Source organism: Gordonibacter massiliensis (ex Traore et al. 2017), from assembly GCF_019731765.1.
GTDB classification, from domain to species: Bacteria; Actinomycetota; Coriobacteriia; order Coriobacteriales; family Eggerthellaceae; genus Gordonibacter; species Gordonibacter massiliensis.
Window position 1 is genome coordinate 119,522 of record NZ_JAASIO010000002.1, and the last position, 19,527, is coordinate 139,048.

The 19,527-nt window shown below is 68.5% G+C and carries 15 protein-coding genes; all 15 read right to left on the minus strand.

Annotated elements, in window-relative coordinates:
• Positions 1 to 99: 99 nt before the first annotated feature.
• The 15 genes from HCH03_RS04425 to trmFO all read right to left on the minus strand — a co-directional run bounded on the left by HCH03_RS04425 (position 100) and on the right by trmFO (position 19,345).
• Entirely contained in the window at positions 100 to 1,686 is a 1,587-nt protein-coding gene (locus HCH03_RS04425) for a GNAT family N-acetyltransferase (RefSeq protein WP_221688525.1), read from the minus strand.
• 160 nt (positions 1,687 to 1,846) lie between these two features.
• The gene (locus tag HCH03_RS04430; protein WP_221688526.1) at positions 1,847 to 3,433 is read right to left on the minus strand and encodes a GNAT family N-acetyltransferase; all 1,587 of its coding nucleotides are present in this window, start codon (positions 3,431 to 3,433) and stop codon (positions 1,847 to 1,849) included.
• Positions 3,434 to 3,574: 141 nt separating this feature from the next.
• On the minus strand, positions 3,575 to 6,451 hold the full coding sequence (gene uvrA / locus HCH03_RS04435) for an excinuclease ABC subunit UvrA (RefSeq protein ID WP_221688527.1): 2,877 nt from the start codon (positions 6,449 to 6,451) through the stop codon (positions 3,575 to 3,577).
• A gap of 223 nt (positions 6,452 to 6,674) precedes the next feature.
• Complete coding sequence (locus tag HCH03_RS04440; RefSeq protein WP_221688528.1) at positions 6,675 to 8,813, minus strand: PTS sugar transporter subunit IIC/EAL domain-containing protein; 2,139 nt, start codon at positions 8,811 to 8,813, stop codon at positions 6,675 to 6,677.
• Positions 8,814 to 8,945: 132 nt separating this feature from the next.
• On the minus strand, positions 8,946 to 9,299 hold the full coding sequence (locus HCH03_RS04445) for a nitrous oxide-stimulated promoter family protein (protein ID WP_246599650.1): 354 nt from the start codon (positions 9,297 to 9,299) through the stop codon (positions 8,946 to 8,948).
• Between the two features lie 595 nt (positions 9,300 to 9,894).
• A complete protein-coding gene (locus tag HCH03_RS04450; protein ID WP_221688529.1) occupies positions 9,895 to 10,077 on the minus strand; it encodes a hypothetical protein in 183 nt (60 codons plus the stop codon).
• A 9-nt stretch (positions 10,078 to 10,086) separates the two neighbouring features.
• Entirely contained in the window at positions 10,087 to 12,279 is a 2,193-nt protein-coding gene (locus tag HCH03_RS04455; RefSeq protein ID WP_221688530.1) for an FtsX-like permease family protein, read from the minus strand.
• Positions 12,269 to 13,093, minus strand: a complete 825-nt coding sequence (locus tag HCH03_RS04460) for an ABC transporter ATP-binding protein (protein WP_221688531.1) — start codon at positions 13,091 to 13,093, stop codon at positions 12,269 to 12,271. The genes HCH03_RS04455 and HCH03_RS04460 overlap by 11 nt, the downstream gene beginning before the upstream one ends.
• 114 nt (positions 13,094 to 13,207) lie before the next feature.
• On the minus strand, positions 13,208 to 14,233 hold the full coding sequence (locus tag HCH03_RS04465; protein WP_221688532.1) for a sensor histidine kinase: 1,026 nt from the start codon (positions 14,231 to 14,233) through the stop codon (positions 13,208 to 13,210).
• A gap of 16 nt (positions 14,234 to 14,249) precedes the next feature.
• The gene (locus HCH03_RS16750) at positions 14,250 to 14,918 is read right to left on the minus strand and encodes a response regulator transcription factor (RefSeq protein WP_080142931.1); all 669 of its coding nucleotides are present in this window, start codon (positions 14,916 to 14,918) and stop codon (positions 14,250 to 14,252) included.
• Between the two features lie 132 nt (positions 14,919 to 15,050).
• Entirely contained in the window at positions 15,051 to 15,515 is a 465-nt protein-coding gene (locus HCH03_RS04475; RefSeq protein ID WP_221688533.1) for a hypothetical protein, read from the minus strand.
• Positions 15,516 to 15,520: 5 nt separating this feature from the next.
• Positions 15,521 to 16,123, minus strand: coding sequence for a TetR/AcrR family transcriptional regulator (locus tag HCH03_RS04480; RefSeq protein WP_221688534.1), 603 nt, complete (start codon positions 16,121 to 16,123; stop codon positions 15,521 to 15,523).
• Positions 16,124 to 16,278: 155 nt separating this feature from the next.
• Positions 16,279 to 16,779, minus strand: a complete 501-nt coding sequence (locus HCH03_RS04485; protein WP_221688535.1) for a hypothetical protein — start codon at positions 16,777 to 16,779, stop codon at positions 16,279 to 16,281.
• A 150-nt stretch (positions 16,780 to 16,929) separates the two neighbouring features.
• A complete protein-coding gene (locus HCH03_RS04490) occupies positions 16,930 to 17,895 on the minus strand; it encodes a tyrosine recombinase (RefSeq protein ID WP_221688536.1) in 966 nt (321 codons plus the stop codon).
• On the minus strand, positions 17,888 to 19,345 hold the full coding sequence (gene trmFO, locus HCH03_RS04495) for a methylenetetrahydrofolate--tRNA-(uracil(54)-C(5))-methyltransferase (FADH(2)-oxidizing) TrmFO (RefSeq protein ID WP_221688537.1): 1,458 nt from the start codon (positions 19,343 to 19,345) through the stop codon (positions 17,888 to 17,890). Before trmFO ends, HCH03_RS04490 begins: the two co-directional genes overlap by 8 nt.
• Between the last annotated feature and the right edge of the window lie 182 nt (positions 19,346 to 19,527).

Genomic DNA, 19,527 nt, shown 5'->3' on the forward strand with positions numbered 1-19,527 from the left:
TCTCGAAAAGGGTCGTTCGGGAAAAGGCGGCGGCCGAAGGCCGCCGCAGGCAGTTCGAAGATCGTCAAGCGGCCCGGCGGCCGGCGGTTCGCGCCGGCGTCACCATATGCGCTCGAACACGTCGCGGCGTCTCTCGCGGCCCAGGCGGTCGCCGAGGACGATGGACCCGCACGGCGAGAAGCCGTACTCGACGAGCAGCGCGCGCATGGGGCCGTTGCCCTCGTACACGTCGCATCGGAGGCTGCGCTTGCCCGCCGCCTTCGCGATGCGCTCGGCCTCGCCCAGAATGAACATGCCCACACCGCGTCGCCGCGCCTCGGACGCCACGCACACCCAGTGCAGCGCCGCGTAGGAGGCCTCGCCCCCCGGCGGGTCGGGCGATTCGGTGAGCCAGTGCGCGCCCGAGGAGCGGGCGTAGGCCGCGTCGCCGCGCGGATCGACGGCGAACACGCCGATGATGCGCTCCCCCTCGGCGTCCTCGTCTTCGGAACCGCCCCGTTCGGGGATCGTGACCACGTAGGCCGTTCCCCAGTCGATGGCGCGCATGACGCGGCGCTCCGAAGGGTACTTCTTAGCGCCCTTCTCCTCGATGCCGAGCTCGTCGAGCGCCTCGTGACCGTCCTCCAAGACCTGCTGGAAGCGGACGAAGTCGTCGTGCACGGCGGGCCGCACGCGGTAGTAGCCCAAAAGGGAGGCGCGCCCCTCGAAGGGGGGCAGGTCGTCGGGAGAGCCGTCCAGACCCCCCTCGCCTTTCGCCGGCGCCTCCTCGCGCTGCGTCACGAGCAGCACCATGACCACGATCATGGCGATGCCCACCACGTCGACGGGCGTGACGGGCGTCCCCAGCCACACGGCCGAGATGACGGTGGCCGACACGGGCTCCACGCAGCCCACGAGGCCGGCGCGCACGGGGCCGGCGTCGGTGATGCCCTGCAGGTAGAACAGGTATGCGGCGAACGTGCCGATGAGCACCATGGCCGCCATGACGCCCACGAGGTCGGGCGTGACGTGCACGGGGATGTTCCACGGCTGTATGAACACGGTGGCCACCGTGCCGCCCAGCAGCATGGCCAGACCCGTGACGATGAAGCTGCCCCACTTCGCCAGCGCCTTGCCGGGAATGAGCGTGTAGGCCGCCAGCGCGAAGGCCGACACGACGCCCCACATGAGCCCCTCGGCCGGTATGGCCAGCGCCCCGATGTTGCCCTTCGTGGCGATGAGGAACGTGCCGCCGAGCGCGAACACGAGGCCGAACAGCTCGCGCGGCTTCGGCCAGCGGCGCACGCGCACGCACACGATGAACATGATGACCACGAGGCCCAGGCGTTCGAGGACCGTGCCGGTGCCGGCGTTGGTGTACGAGATGGACGACAGGTAGCTTATCTGGGTGAGCAGCACGCCGAACATCGAGAAGGCCGCGATGCGCAGAAGCGAGCGCTTGTCGCGCAGCACGGCGCGCAGGCTGCGCCAGTTCTTGAACAGGCAGGCGACGAGGAAGATGAGGGCGCCCAAGAGCAGGCGCACGCAGGTGATCCAGGTCACCGGCACGCCGAGCTCGCTCGTCATGAGCTGGGCGCACGTGCCCGAGAAACCCCAGCAGATGCCGCCGAGCGCCGCGAACACAATGCCGCGCGCCACATGGCTCTTCCGTGGTGCCGCTTGCGCGACCGCCGTCTGGCCGACCATGGCTCCCCCTTTCCTCTTCTCGCGGGAACTCGCGTTCCCGTTGCGGTCCATCAGCGCATTGTCGCACGGAAGCCCACCCCGGTAAAGGGCTTTGACGAGTCTTTTACCGTGTTTTTGAGCGAGTGCGCAAAACAGCGCGCGAGCGATGCGCGCGACGCGCCTAGAGCATGCGCTCGTAGGCGGCGCGCACCTTGCGCCGCCCGAACACGTCCTTCATGGATATGGTGCCGCACGGCGCGTAGCCGTGCTTCTCGAGCAGCTTCTGGATGGGCACGTTGCGCTCGTAGACGTCGGCGCGGATGCTCTGGCGGCCGCCGGCGCGCGCGATGCGGTCGGCCGTCTCCAGGATGAACATGCCCACGCCCCTCCGGCGCGCCTCGGGCGCCACCGACACCCAGTGCAGCTCGGCGTAGGGCTGGGGCTCGGCGTCGGAATCGGTGAGCCAGGCGGCGCCCGCCCCGCCCGCGTAGTTCTTGTCGGGCGAGAACGACACGGCGAACACGGCTATCATGCGGCCGTGCGCGTCCTCCACCACGTGCGTGGTGCCGTTCTTGATGCTGTGCATGAGGCGGCGCGCCGAGGGGTACTTCTTGCGCCCTTCGTCGATGCCGAGCGCGGCGAACGTCTCGTGCCCCGCGTCGAGCAGCGCGGACACCCGGTCGAAGTCCTCGCGGCGGGCCGGGCGGCTGGTGTAGTATCCCAGCACCGACGCGCGCCCGGCGAACAGCGGCGGGTCATCGAAGGCGGCGGCCGGCGCGGGGGCCACCCCCTCCGCCGCCTGCGGGCGCTTCTCGCGCTCGGTGACGAGGAAGATCATGACCACGATGAGGCCGCAGCCCGCGATATCCCACATCGACACGGGCGTATGCAGCCAGAACAGCGCCAGCACCATGGCCGACACCGGCTCGACGCAGCACAGAAGGCTCGCCTTCACCGGGCCGGCGTCGGCGACGCCCTGCAGGTAGAGCATGTAGGCGCCGAGCGTGCCCACCAGCACGATGGCCACCAGCGCCGCGAGCGCCCCGCCCGTGAGCTGCACCGGGATCGCCCACGGCTGCACGACCAGCGAGGCCGCCGAGCCGCCGAACAGCATGGCGAGCCCCGTGACCAGCATGGCGCCCCACTTCTTGAGCACGCGCACGGGCATGAGCGTGTAGAACGCCAGCGCCACGGCCGACACGAGCCCCCACCCCAGGCCCTCGGGCGGGATGGCCAGCTGGTCGAGCTCCCCCTGCGTCGCGATGAGCACCATGCCGCCGAGCGCGCACGCCAAGCCCAGGGCCTCGCGCAGGCGCGGCAGGCGCTTGCCGCGCACGCACACGTAGAGCATGATGAGCACGAGCCCGATCTGCTCGATGGTGGTGCCCACGCCGGCGCTCGTGTACTTGATGGCGTTCAGATAGCTCATCTGGGTGAGCAGCACGCCGAACACGGCGAACAGCGCGATCTGGAGGAGGGAGCGGCGGTCGCGGAACACGGCCACGAGATCGCGCCAGTCCTTGACCGCGGTGAGGAACAGGAAGAACGCGGCGGCGATGACCATGCGCACGCAGGTGATCCACTCGGCCGGAGCGCCGTAGTCGTGCATGAGCAGCTGCGCGCACGTGCCCGAGAAGCCCCAGCACACCCCGCCCGCCAACGCGCATACGATGCCGCGCGCCAGATGCCGGCCCTCCGTCGTTTCAGCCACGTGCCCCGCCCTTTCGCTTTGTATGATTTCGATGGGCCGGAAAAGGCCGCACGGCATTGTCGCACGAGTGCGCCATCAGGTAAAGAAGGTATTCAGCAAGATTCCGGTAAAATCCGAAGCGGAGCCCCCGACGCCCCGAGCACGCGAAGCGGGCGCAGGGAGGCAGCGCAGAGCGGCGAGCCGAAGGCCCGCGGAACCTTACAGCATGCGCTTGATGAACTGGCCGGTGTAGCTGCCCTCCACCTGGGCCACTTCCTCGGGGGTGCCCTGCGCCACGATGGTGCCGCCGCGGTCGCCGCCTTCGGGTCCCAGGTCGATGATGCGGTCGGCGCATTTGATGACGTCGAGGTTGTGCTCGATGACGAGCACCGTGTTCCCGGCGTCCACCAGGCGCTCCAGCACCTCCAGCAGCTGGCGCACGTCCTCGAAGTGCAGGCCGGTGGTGGGCTCGTCCAGGATGTAGAACGTCTTGCCCGTCTGGCGGCGCTGCAGCTCGCTCGACAGCTTCACGCGCTGGGCCTCGCCGCCGGAGAGCGTGGTGGCGGGCTGGCCCAGGCGGATGTAGCCCAAGCCCACGTCGTGCAGCGTCTGCAACTTGCGCTTGATGCCGGGGATGTTCTCGAAGAACGCCAGCGCGTCCTCCACCGTCATGTCCAGCACGTCGGAGATGTTCTTGCCGCGGTAGGTGACCTGCAGCGTCTCGCGGTTGTAGCGCGCGCCTCCGCACACCTCGCACGGCACGTAGATGTCGGGCAGGAAGTGCATCTCGATCTTGATCTGGCCGTCGCCCTTGCACGCCTCGCAGCGACCGCCGTTCACGTTGAAGCTGAAGCGGCCCGGCCCGTAGCCGCGCGCCTTCGACTCCTGCGTGCTGGCGAACAGCGCCCGGATGTCGTCCCACAGGCCGATGTAGGTGGCCGGGTTCGAACGCGGCGTGCGGCCGATGGGGCTCTGGTCGATGTTGATGACCTTGTCGATCTTGTCGAGCCCCGTGATCTTCTTGTACGCGCCCGCGCGGCGGTGCGCGCGGTTCACGCGGTTCGCGAGCGCCGGCGCCAGCGTGTCGGTGACGAGCGAGCTCTTGCCCGAGCCCGACACGCCCGTGACCACGGTGAGCGTGCCGTAGGGCACCTCGAGCGTCACGTTCTTCAGGTTGTTCTCCCGCGCTCCCGTGAGCTTGAGCGAACCGCGGCGGGGCTTGCGTCGCTTCTCGGGCACCGCGATGGTGCGCCTCCCGGACAGGTAGTCGGCCGTGAGCGAGCCTTCGAACTTCACGATCTCCTCGGGCTTGCCGGCCGCCACCACTTCGCCGCCGTGCTCGCCCGCGCCCGGCCCCATGTCGATGACGTAGTCGGCGCTGCGGATGGTGTCCTCGTCGTGCTCGACCACGATGACGGTGTTCCCCAAGTCGCGCAGGCGCTCGAGCGTGGCGATGAGCCGCTCGTTGTCGCGCTGGTGCAGGCCGATGGAGGGCTCGTCCAGGATGTAGAGCACGCCCATGAGGCCCGCGCCGATCTGGGTGGCCAGGCGGATGCGCTGCGCCTCGCCGCCGGAGAGCGTGGCCGTGGCCCGCTCGAGCGTGAGGTAGTCCAGGCCCACGTCCACCAGGAAGCGCAGGCGCGCCTTGATCTCCTTCACGATGGGCCCGGCGATGTGCTCTTCCTGGCCCTTGAAGGAAAGGCCCTCGAAGTAGTCGAGCGAGTCGGCCGCGCTCATCTCGGTGACGTCGTGGATGGACTTGTCGCCCACCGTCACGGCCAGGATCTCGGGCTTGAGGCGCTTGCCGCCGCAGGTCTGGCACGGCACGATGGCGAAGTACTCCGACAGCTTCTCGCGCTGATTGTCGGACTGCGCCTCCTGGTAGCGGCGCTGCACGGCGGCGAGCGCGCCCTCCCATTCGATGTACCAGTACGTCTCGCGGCCGTCCACGGTCACGTAGTCCACGCGCACCTTGTTCTTGCCCAGGCCGTAGAGCAGCGCGTCGGTCGCCTTCTTCGGCATGTCCTCCCACGGCGTGTTCTCGTCCACGCCCATGTGCTTGGCCACGGCGCGCAGCACCTGCGGGTAGTAGTTGCCGGTCTTGAACGGCGCGATGACGCCTTCGGCCAGCGTGAGCGAGGGGTCGGGCACCACGAGCGAGGGGTCCACCTCCTCGCGGCTGCCGATGCCGAGGCAGTCCGGGCAGGCGCCGTAGGGCGCGTTGAACGAGAAGTCGCGCGGCTGCAGCTCGTCCATGGAGTGGCCGTGCTCGGGGCACGCGAGCGCGAGCGAGAACAGGTGCTCCCCGGCCCCGAGGCCGCCCGTGGCGCCGCTCGACTGGCCGCCGCCCTCCCCCAGCGGCTCGCCGTCGTCGCCCAGCACCTGCACGAGCACGCGCCCGTCGGCCAGCTTGCAGGCCAGCTCCACCGCCTCGGCGATGCGGCTCGTGGCGCTCGCCTTCAGCTGCACGCGGTCGACCACCACGTCGATGAAGTGCTTGATTTTCTTGTTGAGCGTGCGCGGCTCGGCCTCCAGCTTCACGATCTCGCCGTCGATGCGCACGCGGCTGAAGCCCTCTTTCTGCAGGTCGGCGAACAGCTTCGTGAACTCGCCCTTGCGACCCGTCACCACCGGCGCCATGATGATGGCCTTCGCGTCGGGCGCGAGCGCCAGTATCTCGTCGGTCACCTGGTCGGTGGTCTGCTTCTTGATGACGCGCCCGCACTCGGGGCAGTGCGGCACGCCCACGCGCGCGAACAGGAGGCGCAGGTAGTCGTATATCTCGGTGGTGGTGCCCACCGTGGAGCGCGGGTTCTTCGACGTGGTCTTCTGGTCGATGGAAACCGCGGGCGACAGGCCGTCGATGCTGTCGAGGTCGGGTTTGCTCATCTGGCCCAGGAACATGCGGGCGTAGCTGGAGAGGCTCTCCACGTAGCGGCGCTGGCCCTCGGCATACATCGTGTCGAACGCCAGCGACGACTTACCGCTTCCCGACAGGCCCGTGATGACCACGAGCTCGTCGCGCGGGATGATGAGGTCGATGTCCTTGAGGTTGTGCTCGCGGGCACCCTTGATGACGATGGCGTTCTGTCCCATGTGGCTTATCGCTCTTTCTCGTATAGCTCGCGGCCGTGGCGGCGCGCTCCTCGATTCCAGACCGCGTATATGGATACTGGAATACTATCAATTCTGTGCAATCGTTTATTCTAGCGCAGAGCGGGGAATGAGTTTGCGAAAACATCCGTTCGTGTTCAAGCGTTCAAACGATGCGCACAATTCGTTCGCTTTCCGCCGGGCGGATGCCCGCGCGGGCGGCGCGTCAGGCGGCCGGAGCCGACCGCGACGCTCCGGCGAGCTCGACCATGTCGTCGAACGGCAGCGCGGGCGCGTACAGATAGCCCTGGAAGTACGAGCAGCCCAGCGCGACGAGACGGTCGCGCTGCTCGGCCGTCTCCACGTACTCCGCCAGCACCGTGAAGCCCAGCTGCTCGGACAGGCGCGTGATGGACGCCACGATCTCGGCGTAGCGCTCGTTCTCCATGACGCCCTTGGCGATGGTGCCGTCCAGCTTCACGACGGAGAACACGCTGGTCTCCAGGTACTGGAACGACGTGCGCCCCATGGAGAAGTCGTCGATGGCCAGCGGGATGCCCGCGTCCGCCAAACGGTGCAGCAGCGCCGAGGCCCCCGCGTCCCAGCGCAGCGCCTCCCGCTCCGTCGCCTCCACCACCACGCGGCCCTCGTCGAGGCCGCGGGCGCGGAACGCGGCGATGATGAAGTCGACGCACGCCTCGTCCTGCAGCATCGCGGCCGTGGCGTTCACGCTGACGTCGAAGCCCGAACGCAGGATGCCGGCGTGCGCGAGCGCCTCCGCCCGCTGCGCGTCGTCGAGGGCCCGGTCGAACACGGCGCGCTCCAAATCGCCGCCGATGCCCGCCTCCTTCGCCAGCTCGATGACGATGGGCGGGTACAGCGAGCCGAAGACGGGGTGCTCGAACCGCAGCAGCGCCTCCGCGCCGACCGCCTCGCCCGACGCGTCGAACTGCGGCTGGTAGCGCAGCTCGAACGTGCGCTCGAGCACGAGCGCGCGCACGTCCTCGGCGAGCGAGCGGGCCACGGCCCCCGGCGAGCCGGGGGCGGCCATGAGCTTCGAGTCGCGGCCCGCGCGCTCGTCCTCCTGGAAGGAGGCCAGCAGCGCGACGTACCCCGCCCGGGCGCGATCGTCGGCCGCCCGCTCGTAGCGGCGCAAGAAGGGCAGGTAGAGCGCCGTGCCCAAGGCGATGCACACCAACTGCAGCACCGCGCCGGACAAGGACCCGGTGGCCACGTAGCCGCCCACGAGCGGCGGCGTGGTCCACGACACGTCCACGGACACGGGCGGCACGAGGCCGACGGCCATGGCCGCGTAGGACACCACCATGTTCACCAGGGGAACGACGATGAACGGCACGAACAGCGCCGGGTTCCACACGACCGGCAAGCCGAACATCATGATCTCGCTGATGTTGAAGAACATGGGCACCGCCGCGAACGAGGACAGGCGGCGCGAGCTGCGGCGCTTTCCGAACAGCAGGATGGCCACGAGCAGCGACAGCAGCGCACCGGCGCCGCCGATCGAGGCGAACACGTCCAAAAACGTCTTCGTGACGATCTGCGCAGGCTCGCCGCCCGCCGCGAGCGCCGCCGCGTTGGCGGCCGTGCCGGGCACGAACACGCTCTGGGCGACGCTGTCGAGCATGTTGCCCCCGTGGATGCCGAAGAACCACATGACGTTGTTCATGAGCAGGTAGAGAAGCCCGCTCGCCAACGTGGCCGTGGCCAGCGGGAACAGGGCGCTCACGCCTTGGAAGAACAGCTCCTCCACGCTGTCGACGCCCGCGATCTGGGCCACGGAAACGTTCACCGCCCCGAACAGCACGATGACGACCGCTATGGGCACGAGCCCGGCGACGGCCTGGTTGAACACGCTGTCCATGCCGTCGCCGTACAGCCTTCGAGAGCGCTTCATGCGCACGAGCCGGCAGTACAGCATCGACGACACCAGCCCGCACACGATGGCGATGAACAGCGAGCGCGTGCTGAGCACCGCCCAGTCGAAGCCCTCGGAGCCGAAGCCCACGAACATGAGGTAGGACGCGAGCGCCGCGAAGGGCGCGCCTTGCACGAAGAAGTCGCCGAAGCGGTCGGCGCAGGCGTTCGCGTAGCGAAGGGCTATGGCCACGGCCACGTACAGGGAGAAGATGCCCATCGTGGCGTTGTACACGAGCCGCAGCACGCCCTCGAGCCAGGGCAGCGACACGAGCATGTCCTGGTACGGCGCGAGCGGAAGGTTCAGGAAGATGAGGCAGAACGACCCCACGAGCAGCACGGGTATGGTGAGGATGAGGCCCTGGCGAATGGCCTGGAACGACATGACGTCCTCCAAACGGGCGAACCATTCGTTGACCTTGTTGAACATGCCCGCCCTTCCGCTGCCGCCGACGCCCTCCCCAAACCATTCCGACCATTGTACCCCGAACGAAACGCCGGGGCGACACGCAAGGAAACGGAACGTTAACGATTTATAAAACGGACGGGAACGACAGGGGATTCAGCATCCCAGCAGGTGGCGCACCGCGGCGACGGGGTGCTTGCCCAGCATGCGCGGACCGGCGTAACGCATGACGGCGCGGATCTCCTCGCGCTTCTCGGGGGCGTAGCAATGGTTGCCGCACTGCTCGCACGACGTTTTGACCTCCATCTTGCGGCAGCGCTCGGTGCGCAGGACCGCGTACGCGTCGACGGCCGCGCACGCAGGGCACACGGGCTCGCCGCAATGCGCCGTCTCGGTGCGGTCGCGAGCCTCGTGGTTGCCGGCGCAGTACAGCGCCACCATCTGGGAGATGGTGCGCTTCTCGCGCGCGCGGCGCTTCGCTGTCTTCGGAGAGTCAACCATGGTAAACATGGTAGCAGAAGCGCCGTGCCGGGGCGAGGGGGATTTTCCCGCCTGCGCGGCAAACGGCATGCGATTAGAGGGTCGAGGCAGAACAGCCCAGCGAACCCTCGCCAGACCCCTTCGAGGCCAGGCGTCGAACGAAGCGAGTCGCAGACCGTTCCCTCGTGCACGAAAATCGCCGATGTCCCCCTTCTTTGCGGGCTGCAAGCGCTGCGCACCCGCGCACCTTGCCGCAACCTCCATCGTTTTCGCAGGTCGCGAATAGCGATGCCTTCCAGCTGTGCGCGCCGGGTTACCGTCAGAGGGGGGACATCGGTGATTTTCGTGCATTTCGGACACCGTTCGCTGTCAAACCACCGTTCGCGCGCTCCTGCGCGGCGCCCGATAGCAACCCGACGCTCCGCGAAGACGAACGGGCATGCGCCGATTCCGGGATAGCTGCGGAGGCGCACCTTCATGGCGGAGGCGGGAGCGTCCCGCGCCGGCGAAAGGGCAAGCGTTCGCTCTGGGCGGCTCCCTGCGTCGGCGCTGGTTTGGCATAGAAGCCGCCCAAACGCGAAAACGGCCCCGCCGGACGCATCCGGCGGGGCCGCGCATCAGCTTGCTAGGCTCCTTGCGTCAGCAGGAACCCGGCGAACGCGAGCACGTAGACGCCGAGGGCCGCGTACACCCATGCCCCCATCTTCCCCAAGCCGGCGAGGCCCCGCTCGAGCACGGCGCGAACCCCCGCGACCAGCACGATGGCGAGCGCGATCACCGACACGACCAGCAACGCGTTCGAAAGCATGCCTTCCCCCTATCCGATGAGCTTCTTGCCGAGCGACGCGCGGATGATGCCCTTGCTGGCGAAGTACGTGACCAGCAAATACGCGCCGTACACCACCGCCACCAGCACGCCGGTCATCAGGGCGGGCTCGAACACCGACACGCCCAGCTGCTCGAGCACCGCGTCGCTGATGACGCTCACGGCGCACACGGTGTGCGCCACGGCCAGCGCAAGCGGCACGAGGAAGTACACGAGCACCTGCGCGCGCAGCGACCGGAAGATCATGCGGCGGTCGCAGCCGATCTCGGCGAGCACCTTGTAGCGCGCCAGCGAGTCGCTCGTCTCGGACAGCTGCTGGATGGCCAGCACCGCGGCCGTGGCGATGAGGAACACGAAGCCGATGTAGAGCGCCAAGTACGAGATCATGAGGTTCATGCCGCTCGATTGGACGAGCACCTCCTCGGCCGTGAACGACAGCGTCACGGGCCAGGGCTTCGGGCCGAACGCCCAGCCCGAGGAGGACACCTCCGCGCTGGGGGGCGACACCTCGGCGAGCATCTGCTCGAGCAGCGCATCGCCCTGCACGCGATCCGTCTTGTACATGATGTCGAGGAAGCTCTGGTCGGGCCGCACGCCCTGGCCGCGCAGGTCGGCGATCACCGAATCGGGCACGATGAAGTTCGCCCCGTCCGCGGCGAACGCCGCATCCTGCGTCGGCTGGCTGCGCCGCTCGCCCGTGGCCGTCAGCATGCGCCCGGCCACCTCGATCATCTCGCCCTTGCGCGCCGACGCGTCAGCCAGGGCGCGCGTGGCGTCGAAGGCGTTGTTCACGGCGTAACCGTCCTCCCCCACGTCCACCGTGGGCCGCCCCGTCATCTCGGCCAGCGCGTTGAACTGCGAGACGCCGATCACCGCGATGCCCTGCTTGTGCACCGCCGCGCTCTGCTTCTCGTTGCCCAGGTCCTTCCCGTAGCGGTCCATGAGGTCGCCGTAGGTCGTGTCGGAGGTCTGGTACACGTCCACCTGCGCGAAGCGGTCCACCAGCTCGTCCCACACGCCCGAGGAATCGGCCAGCTTGGCGGCGATGTCCCAGTCGTAGGCCTCGGCGTCCGCGGCGATGGCGGCCGCCTTCTCGTCGGCCACCCGCTGGTACGCGCGGTCCTCCTCGCTCATGCTCGCGAGCGCTTCCTCGTCGTGGACGCCGCCCGCGTTCAGGTACACGTTCGCCGTGAGCGTGGCGTCGTAGAGGGTGCCGTCCTCGATGTTGCCCGTGAACGCGCGCGCCAAGCCCATCCCCGTGGAGAACACGGTGAGCGAGAAGAACAGCATGACGCACACCACCGACAGCGACACGAACGCCGTGTTCACCTTGCTGGCTATCTGGCGCGTGGTGAACATGGCCAGGCCCTTGAAGTACACGCCGCGCGTGCGTTCGATCACCGCGAGCACGAAGCCGGCGAGCGACCAGAAGAACAAAAACGTGCCCGCCACCATGAGCGCGGTGGCCCGCCAGAACCCCTCGTCGAACTGCATGAGGCCGTTGTCGACGAGCGTGACGTAGGCCCACGCGATCACGCCGACGGCCGCGACGAACCCGACGAGGCTGATCCAGGGGTTGCGCACGCGGAAGCGCGCGTTCTTCGAACGGGCCGACAGCAGGTCGATGAGCTTGTAGCGCCGGATGGACAGCGTGTTGAACAGCCCCGTCACGGCGAAGATGAGCACGAAGCACCCCAGCGTCAGCAGGAAGGCGTCGGTCGAGAACACGAAGCGGTACTGCGTCATCTGGATGTTGAACAGCCCCGCCGTGACGAACGACAGCCCCTGCGACAGCGCGAAGCCCAAGGCCAGGCCCACGACGAGCGACACGAGGCCCACCGCCACCGTCTCCAGAAGCACGATGACCGACACGCTGGACGGGTTCATGCCGAGCATGAGGTAGGTGCCGAACTCCTGCTTGCGGCGGCGGATGAGGAACCCGTTCGCGTACAGCACGAGGAAGCCCAGCACGCAGGCGATGACCACGCTGAACATCCCCAGCATCTGGCCGGTCATGTCGAACACGCTGGCCGACGCCGTGTCCTCGAGGTCGAACAGGATGGACTGGCTCGTGACCGAGTTGAACGCGTAGAACACCGCGACGCCGAAAACGAGCGTGACGAAGTACACGCCGTAGTCCTTGACCGAGCGCCGGATGTTGCGGAAGGCGAGTTTAGCGAGCATCGGCCGCGTCACCGCCCAAGAACGTGACGACCTCCATGATGCGGCTGAAGAAGTCCTTGCGGGAGGTGTCGCCCTTGCGTATCTCGTTGAACACGACGCCGTCCTTGATGAACAGGATGCGGCTGGCGAACGACGCGGCGTAGGAGTCGTGCGTCACCATCATGATGGTCGCGCCGAGCGAGGCGTTCATCATCTCGAGCGTCTCGAGCATGACGGTGGCGCTGCGCGAGTCGAGCGCGCCCGTGGGCTCGTCGGCCAGCACGAGCTTCGGGTCGGCCACCATGGCGCGCGCGGCGGCGATGCGCTGCTTCTGGCCGCCCGACATCTGGTAGGGGTACCTCCCCAGCACGTCGGCCACGCCGAGCGTGGCGGCGACGCGGTCGACCTTCGGCTTCACCTGACCCGTGGGCTCGCCTTTCACCGTGAGCGCGAGCGCGACGTTCTCGAAGCCGGTCAGCGTGTCCAGCAGGTTGGAGTCCTGGAAGATGAAGCCAAGGTCGTCGCGGCGGAACTTCGCGAGCGCGCGGCTGCGCAGCCCCGTGATGTCGCGCCCGTCCACCAGGATGTGGCCGCTCGTCACCGTGTCGATGGTGGCCACGCAGTTGAGCAGCGTGGTCTTGCCGGAGCCCGACGGCCCCATGATGCCCACGAACTCGCCTGGCATCACGTCGAAGCTGATGTCGCGCACGGCCTTGGTCACGGAGTCCTTGGAGCCGTACACCTTCTCTATCTGGCGCACCGACAGGATGGGGCGGGAGCCGCCGGCGCTCGGAGCGCAGACGGGCGCTGAGGGGGTTGCGTACACTTCGGTCATTGATGTCTCCTTCTCTTGCGTACGTCCCCATGGTACGGGCCGGCGGGCACGGCAGCCATCGAAGGAACTTACCGCAACCTTACGAAGTTGCAAGGTTGGGCGAAGAGCGGCGCCTTACAGCGCGTCTTTGCGCCTGCGGTCGTGGGGGAACGCGAGCATCACGCGGGTGCCCGCGCCCTCCTCGGAGGCCAGGCCAACGCCCAGGCCCATCTTCTGGCAGAGCATGGCCACGAGGTAGAGCCCCATACCGGTGGCCGAGCCCTGGGCGCGGCCGTTTCGGCCGGTGAAGCCGCGGTCGAACACGCGCGGCACGTCGGCGGCCGGTATGCCCTGCCCGTCGTCGGCCACCTCCAGCACGGTGCGCGCCGCGCTCGTGCCCGCGTCTTCCTCGCGGGCCGAGAACCGCACGACGGCGGCGCCGTACTTTGCCGCGTTCACCACGATCTGGCCCAGGATGAAGGCGAGCCACGATGCGTCGGCGAACACGGTCACGTCCTCGCCCACCTCGACGGAGGGCACGGCGCCCCGTTCGATGAGGTAGCGCGCGTTCTTCTTGCAGGCCGTGCGCACCGCGTCGGCCAGCCCGATCTCGCGTATGGCGTAGTCGCGCGCCAACGAGGTCGAGCGCGCGTAGAACAGCGCCTGCTCCACGTAGGACTCGATGCGGTCGAGCTCGGCCTTGAGCTTCGACGCCGTCTCGCCGTGCAGGTCCGCCGCCATGAGGTGCGCGGCGGCGATGGGCGTTTTGATCTCGTGGATCCACAGCTCGATGTAGTCGCGGTACGACTCGGCCTGCTGGCGGTGGAACGACACGTCGTCGGCGGCCGCCTTCCCCACCGCCTCGAGCGCCTCGTGGGCGAGGCGGCCTTCCAGGAAGTCGGGCGCGTCCACGAGCTCGGAGGCGAAGTACGTGCGGTCGAGGTCCTCCACGATGCGCGCGAGCTCGGCGTAGAAGCGGCGGCGGCGCACGTAGCCGATGCCGAGCGCCACAGCTCCGCATGCCGCCACGAAGCACGGCACGAGCACCGTGGCGTCCGGGCCCGTGCCGAGGGCGGCCATCATGCCGGCCACGCCCAGGCAGCAGAGCGCGCCTGCGACGATGGCGGCGAGGTTGTCGCGCAGGTAGGCCGACAGGCTCATGGGCGCACGCCGCCCATCAGACGAGGTAGCCCTGCCCGCGGCGCGTGACCAGGAAGCCCTCCGGCACGCCGATGGAGGCCAGGCTCTTGCGCAGGCGGTTCACGTTCACCGTGAGCGTGTTGTCGTCGATGAAGGCGTCGGACTGCCACAGCTCCATCATGAGCTCCTGCCGCGAGATGATGGCGCCTTTGTTCTCCATGAGCAGGTGCAGGATGCGGAACTCGTTGCGCGTGAGCTCCACCCCGCGGCCCTCGTACTCCACGCGGCTCTTCGCCACGTCGAGCACCACGCCCCCATGCTCGATGCGGGCGGGCGGCTCCGGACGGGCGGCCCGGCGCAGCACCGACTGGATGCGCGCCAGCAGCACGGCGGGGTTGTACGGCTTGGTGACGTAGTCGTCGGCACCCAGGTTCATGCTCATGACCTCGTCGAACTCGTTGTCGGACGACGTGAGCATGACGATGGGCACGTCGCTTGCGCGCCGCAGGTCGCGGCACACGGCATGGCCGCCGTCGCCGGGCAGCTTGAGATCGAGCAGCACGCAGTCGGGGTCGGCGGCGAGCACTTCTTCCGCGATGCGGTCGAATTCCGTGCTGGCGAGCGCCACGTGCCCCTGCAGCTCCAGCAGGCGCATGACCTCGCCGCGCAGCGCCGCGTCGTCTTCAACGACGAATATCCTGGCCACGGGGCCTCCTTCGCGCTCGGTGTGCGCGTCGGGCACGTGGGGCCCGACGCCTCGGCTCTTCCATCATACTATGACAAGAGGGCGCAAGCGCCCTCCAGCCGTAACCATTTCTTCATAGAAGAACCGTCGTCGCTACCCGCGCTTCGCGTAGGTGCGCGGCAGCACGGGGCATCCCGGCTCCACGTTCATGAAGTAGCGCAGCAGGAACGTGAGCCCCGCCACGGTGAGCGCGATGCCGAGGCCCGTGTAGAAGAAGGCGATGAACCAGTCGGGCACCAGCCCCGACATGCGCAGCCCGATGCCGCCGCCCATCATGATGGCCATCATGATATAGCCCTTCTTGTCGAAGAACTTGAGGACATTCGTCTTGGCCTCCTCGTAGCCGCCGATGCGCTTGGCGTGCTTGCCCACCATCTTCTGGAAGATGCGCGAATGGAACAGCACGAAGATGAGCGCCGAACCCGCCAGCAGCGCCCAGAGCACCCATCCCCATTCGTGCCGGTAGGCCGTGAGCCCTATGTTCGCTATGTTCGCGCCCGCGATGGCCCACACGATGCCCGCCACGAGCATGAGCTTGTTCGTTGTGATCTTCAACATGGCTATCACCTTTCCCCGGCGGCGAGCGCCGCCCTTTCCCTATCGCTTACGTCGCCGTAGAGGGCCGCGCGCAGAAGCGCCGCGAGCACGCGGCAGTCGGCATCGCCGGCGCACAGGCCGGCCACCATGCTCTCCAGCGCGAAGGCCACCAGCTCGGCGGGCTCCACGCCCGCGCGGGCGGGATCGGCCAGCTCATCGGCGCCCAGCACGGCCAGCATGCCGGCGCGGATATGGTCGAACGTTTCCGATTCGCGCATCTTGCCCTCGTCGCGACCTTGGATGGACAGGGCGCTGATCTGGGGCAGCCAGTCGGATCGGAAGGCTGCGAGCGCCGAGCACATGGCGGCGTACACCCGGCTGACGAAGACGTCGAAGCGCTCGCCCTCGACGATGCGGCAGAGGTCCTCGTGGAAGGCGCGCTGCCAGAACGTGCCGATGACCTCCACGAGGAGGTCGTCTTTCGTCGGGAAGTGGTTGTATATCGTGCCCACGGACACGCCGCACGCCTCGGCCACGCCGCGGATGTCGAGGCCCGCCAGGCCGCGTTCCTCCGCCAGCGCGTACGCCGCCTCGGCTATCGCCTCTCGGCCGATGCCCTGTCGCGCCATGGCAGCACCTCCCGTTCGCTTTGTTGAACCCTGTTCATTTCCGAACCCATTATAGCCGAGCCCGAAAACGAAGCAAGCGGTTTATGAACGACGTTCATAAACCGCTTGCAAATGGCGGGAAAACGGGGGCTCTGGAAGGTCCAGCCAGACGGCCCTTACGCGGCGTCCTGGGACGCGCTCGGGGCGGCTTCCTCCACGCCGTTCTCCACCACATCGACGATCTCGACCTTCGAGGGCCGGTAGTCGGTGCCCTCGCCCGTACCGTTCATGACGACGACGTCGTCGGCCACAAGCACGGGGTCGTCGATCACGGCGCCGGACTCGTCCACGATGTCGACGTCGCCCTTGTTGAACGTGATCTCGTCCTCCTCGGCAACGAACGTCTTCTTGCCGCTGCCGTCCTGAGCATCCTTCATCTCGCCCAGCACGACGGTGATCTCGTCGCCGTTGACGGCCATGACCTGGCCGTAGCGCGCGACGTCGCCCTGGCTGCCGGCGTTCTGCTGCTCGGAGCCGTTCTGCTGTTGCTCGGTCGCGTTCTGCGAGCCGTTGTCGTTCGAGGCGCCGTTGTCGGTGGCGCACCCGTGCAAGAACGGCGTCAAGGCCAGAACGCCGGCCAGAACCATGCCCATCATCCTCATCTTACGCTTGTTCATAATCGTGTCCCTTCGACGCAGGTTTGCCGCGCGGCGTGGCGCGCTGTTTCGGGTACCGATTGTGAGGGACGCGGGGCGCGGGCGCGAGGGGTTCGCGGCAACCGTCAGGCAGCGGTTGCGGCGTTGCAACCTTCGCGCAAGAGACGGGCTTCAGCCGCGCGGATGGGCGCGGTGGTGCACCTGCTTCAAGCGGCTCGGGGAGAGATGCGTGTATATCTGCGTGGTGGACAGGCTCGCGTGGCCGAGCATCTCCTGCACGCTGCGCAAATCGGCGCCGCCGTCCAAAAGGTCGGTTGCGAACGTGTGGCGCATGTCGTGGGGCGAGAGGGTCTCGTCGAGCCCCGCCGCCCGCAGCGCCTCCTTGAACATCTTGCGGATGGCGTCGGTGGTCATGCCGTTGCCGCGCGTTGACACGAAGAAGAACTCGCTCTCCCGACCTTTGAGCATCTTGGGCCGGCCGAGCAACAGATAGGTTCGCATGGACGAAAGGGCCAGGTCGTGCAGGGGTATGATGCGCTCCTTCGACCCCTTGCCGAACACCTTCACCTGCCCGCGCTCGAAATCGACGTTGGAGGTGGCCAGCCCCGAGGCCTCGGACACGCGCGCGCCGCACGCGTAGAGGAACTCGAGCAGGGCCAGGTTGCGCATGTCGACGGGCGTCTGCGTGCGCGGGTTGCCGGCGGCGTCGCGCTTGCCGTACACGCTCAGCAGCTTCACCATGTCGACCGCGCGGATGACGTGGGGCAGGCTCTTCTGCTGGCGGGGGCCCTGCAGCACGCTCGCCGGATCGCAGTCGGTCACGTTCGTGACGTTGAGCCAGCGGAAGAAGCTGCGCAGCGCCGAGAGGCGCCGGTTGATGGTGGTGCGCGAGTACTGGGCGCGGTCGAGCTCACCCAGGTAGCGGCGGAGCTGCTTGTGGGTGGCCGCCAAGGGGTCGATGCTCTCGCGCGCCGTCCAGCGCAGGTAGTCCATGAGGTCGATGCGGTAGGCGCGCAGCGTGTGGACCGAGGCGTTGTGCTCGACCCGCATGGCGTCGCAGAAGCCCTCGACGAGGCCCTGCGCGCGCGGGTCGACGGCTTCGGCGCCGTCTTCCGGCGGTAGGGGCGCGTCAGCCATGGAGGGCGCCTTCGGCGGAGGCGGCGGGATCCTCGCCGCAGGCCGGGCGGCCGTCCCCGCGCGCGCGGGTCCGTGGCGCTTCGACGGGCGCGAGGCCCCGCTTCGCCAAGAGGGCGCGGTAGCCTTCGAGCGCCTCGGCTCCGCGGGCGGCGTAGGCGGCGTAGCGGTCGCGCTTGTTGCGCACGCGCGTGGCAAGCGGCTCCATGATGCCGAAGTTCACGTGCATGGGCTGGTAGTCCAACGTGTCCGGGCTCGTGGCCCAGGCGAGCAGCGCGCCGAAGGCCGTCTCGCGCGGAAGCGGGGGCGGCTCGACGCCCGTGAGCTCGGCCGCGACGCAGATGGCCGCGTGCAGCCCGGAGCGCACCGCCTCGCAGTACCCCTCCGTGCCCGTCAGCTGGCCGGCCGCGAACACGGGCGCGCCCGGCGCGGCGCTTGCGGGGATCGCGAGGCGCAGGCGCTCGTCAAGCAGGCGCGGGGCGTCCAAAAACGTGTTGCGGTGCATGACGCCGAAACGCGCGAACTCCGCGCGCGCCAAGCCGGGGATCATGCGGAACACGCGGCGCTGCTCGGGGAACGTGAGGTTCGTCTGGAAGCCCACCAGGTTGTAGCACGAGCCGTGCGCGTCCTCCGCGCGCAGCTGCAGCGCGGCCCAGGGGCGCCTCCCCGTGCGCGGGTCGACGAGGCCCACGGGCTTGAGCGGACCGAAGCGGGGGGCGTCGGCGCCCTTGCGCGCGATCTCCTCGATGGGCTGGCAGGCCTGGAACAGGTCGCGGGACTCGAAATCGCGCAGGACCACGCGCTCGGCGGCCACGAGCTCGGCGATGAAGGCGTCGTACTCCTCGCGCGAGAAGGGCGCGTTCAGGTAGTCGCCCTCCCCCTCCGAGCCGTCCTCGTAGCGGCTCTGGCGGAACAGGAGGCCCTCGTCGAGCGAGTCGGCCATGACGATGGGCGCGGCCGCGTCGTAGAACGCCAGGCGCGCGCCGCCCGCGACGGCGGCCAGGTCGGCGGCCAGGGCGTCGCTCGTCAGCGGCCCCGTGGCAACCACGAGCGCGTCGGCGCCGCGCGCGGCGGCCTTGAGGCTCGTCGCCTCCTCGCGCACGAGGTCGATGAGCGGATGGGCCTCTATGCGCTCCGTGACGTCGCGGGCGAACGCGGCGCGATCGACGGCGAGCGCGCCGCCGGCGGGCACGGCATGGCGGCGGGCGGCGGCCAGCACATGCGACCCCAGGGCCTCGAGCTCGGCCTTGAGCATGCCGGCGGCGCTTTCCGGCTTCATGCTCTTGAGCGAGTTCGAGCACACGAGCTCGGCGCACGCGTCGGTGTCGTGCACGGGGGTGGGCTTGCCGGGGCGCATCTCCACGAGGCGCACGCGAAAGCCGCGGTCGGCGAGCTGGAGCGCCGCCTCGCTTCCCGCGAGCCCGGCTCCGAGTATGGTCACGTTTTCAGGCATGCCTGCAAGGATACCAAACCCAAGGGCCGCAGGCGGCGGCGAAGGGGAAAAATCGAGGGATAGCCCGGGACGAGGCAGCAGGAAAGCGAGGCCGGGAAGAAGGGCGGTGGGGGAAGAAGGCGCCTTCGATGCGCCTCGCCCAGGGCAAAGGCGCGGGCAAGGCGCCCGATCCCCCTTGCAGC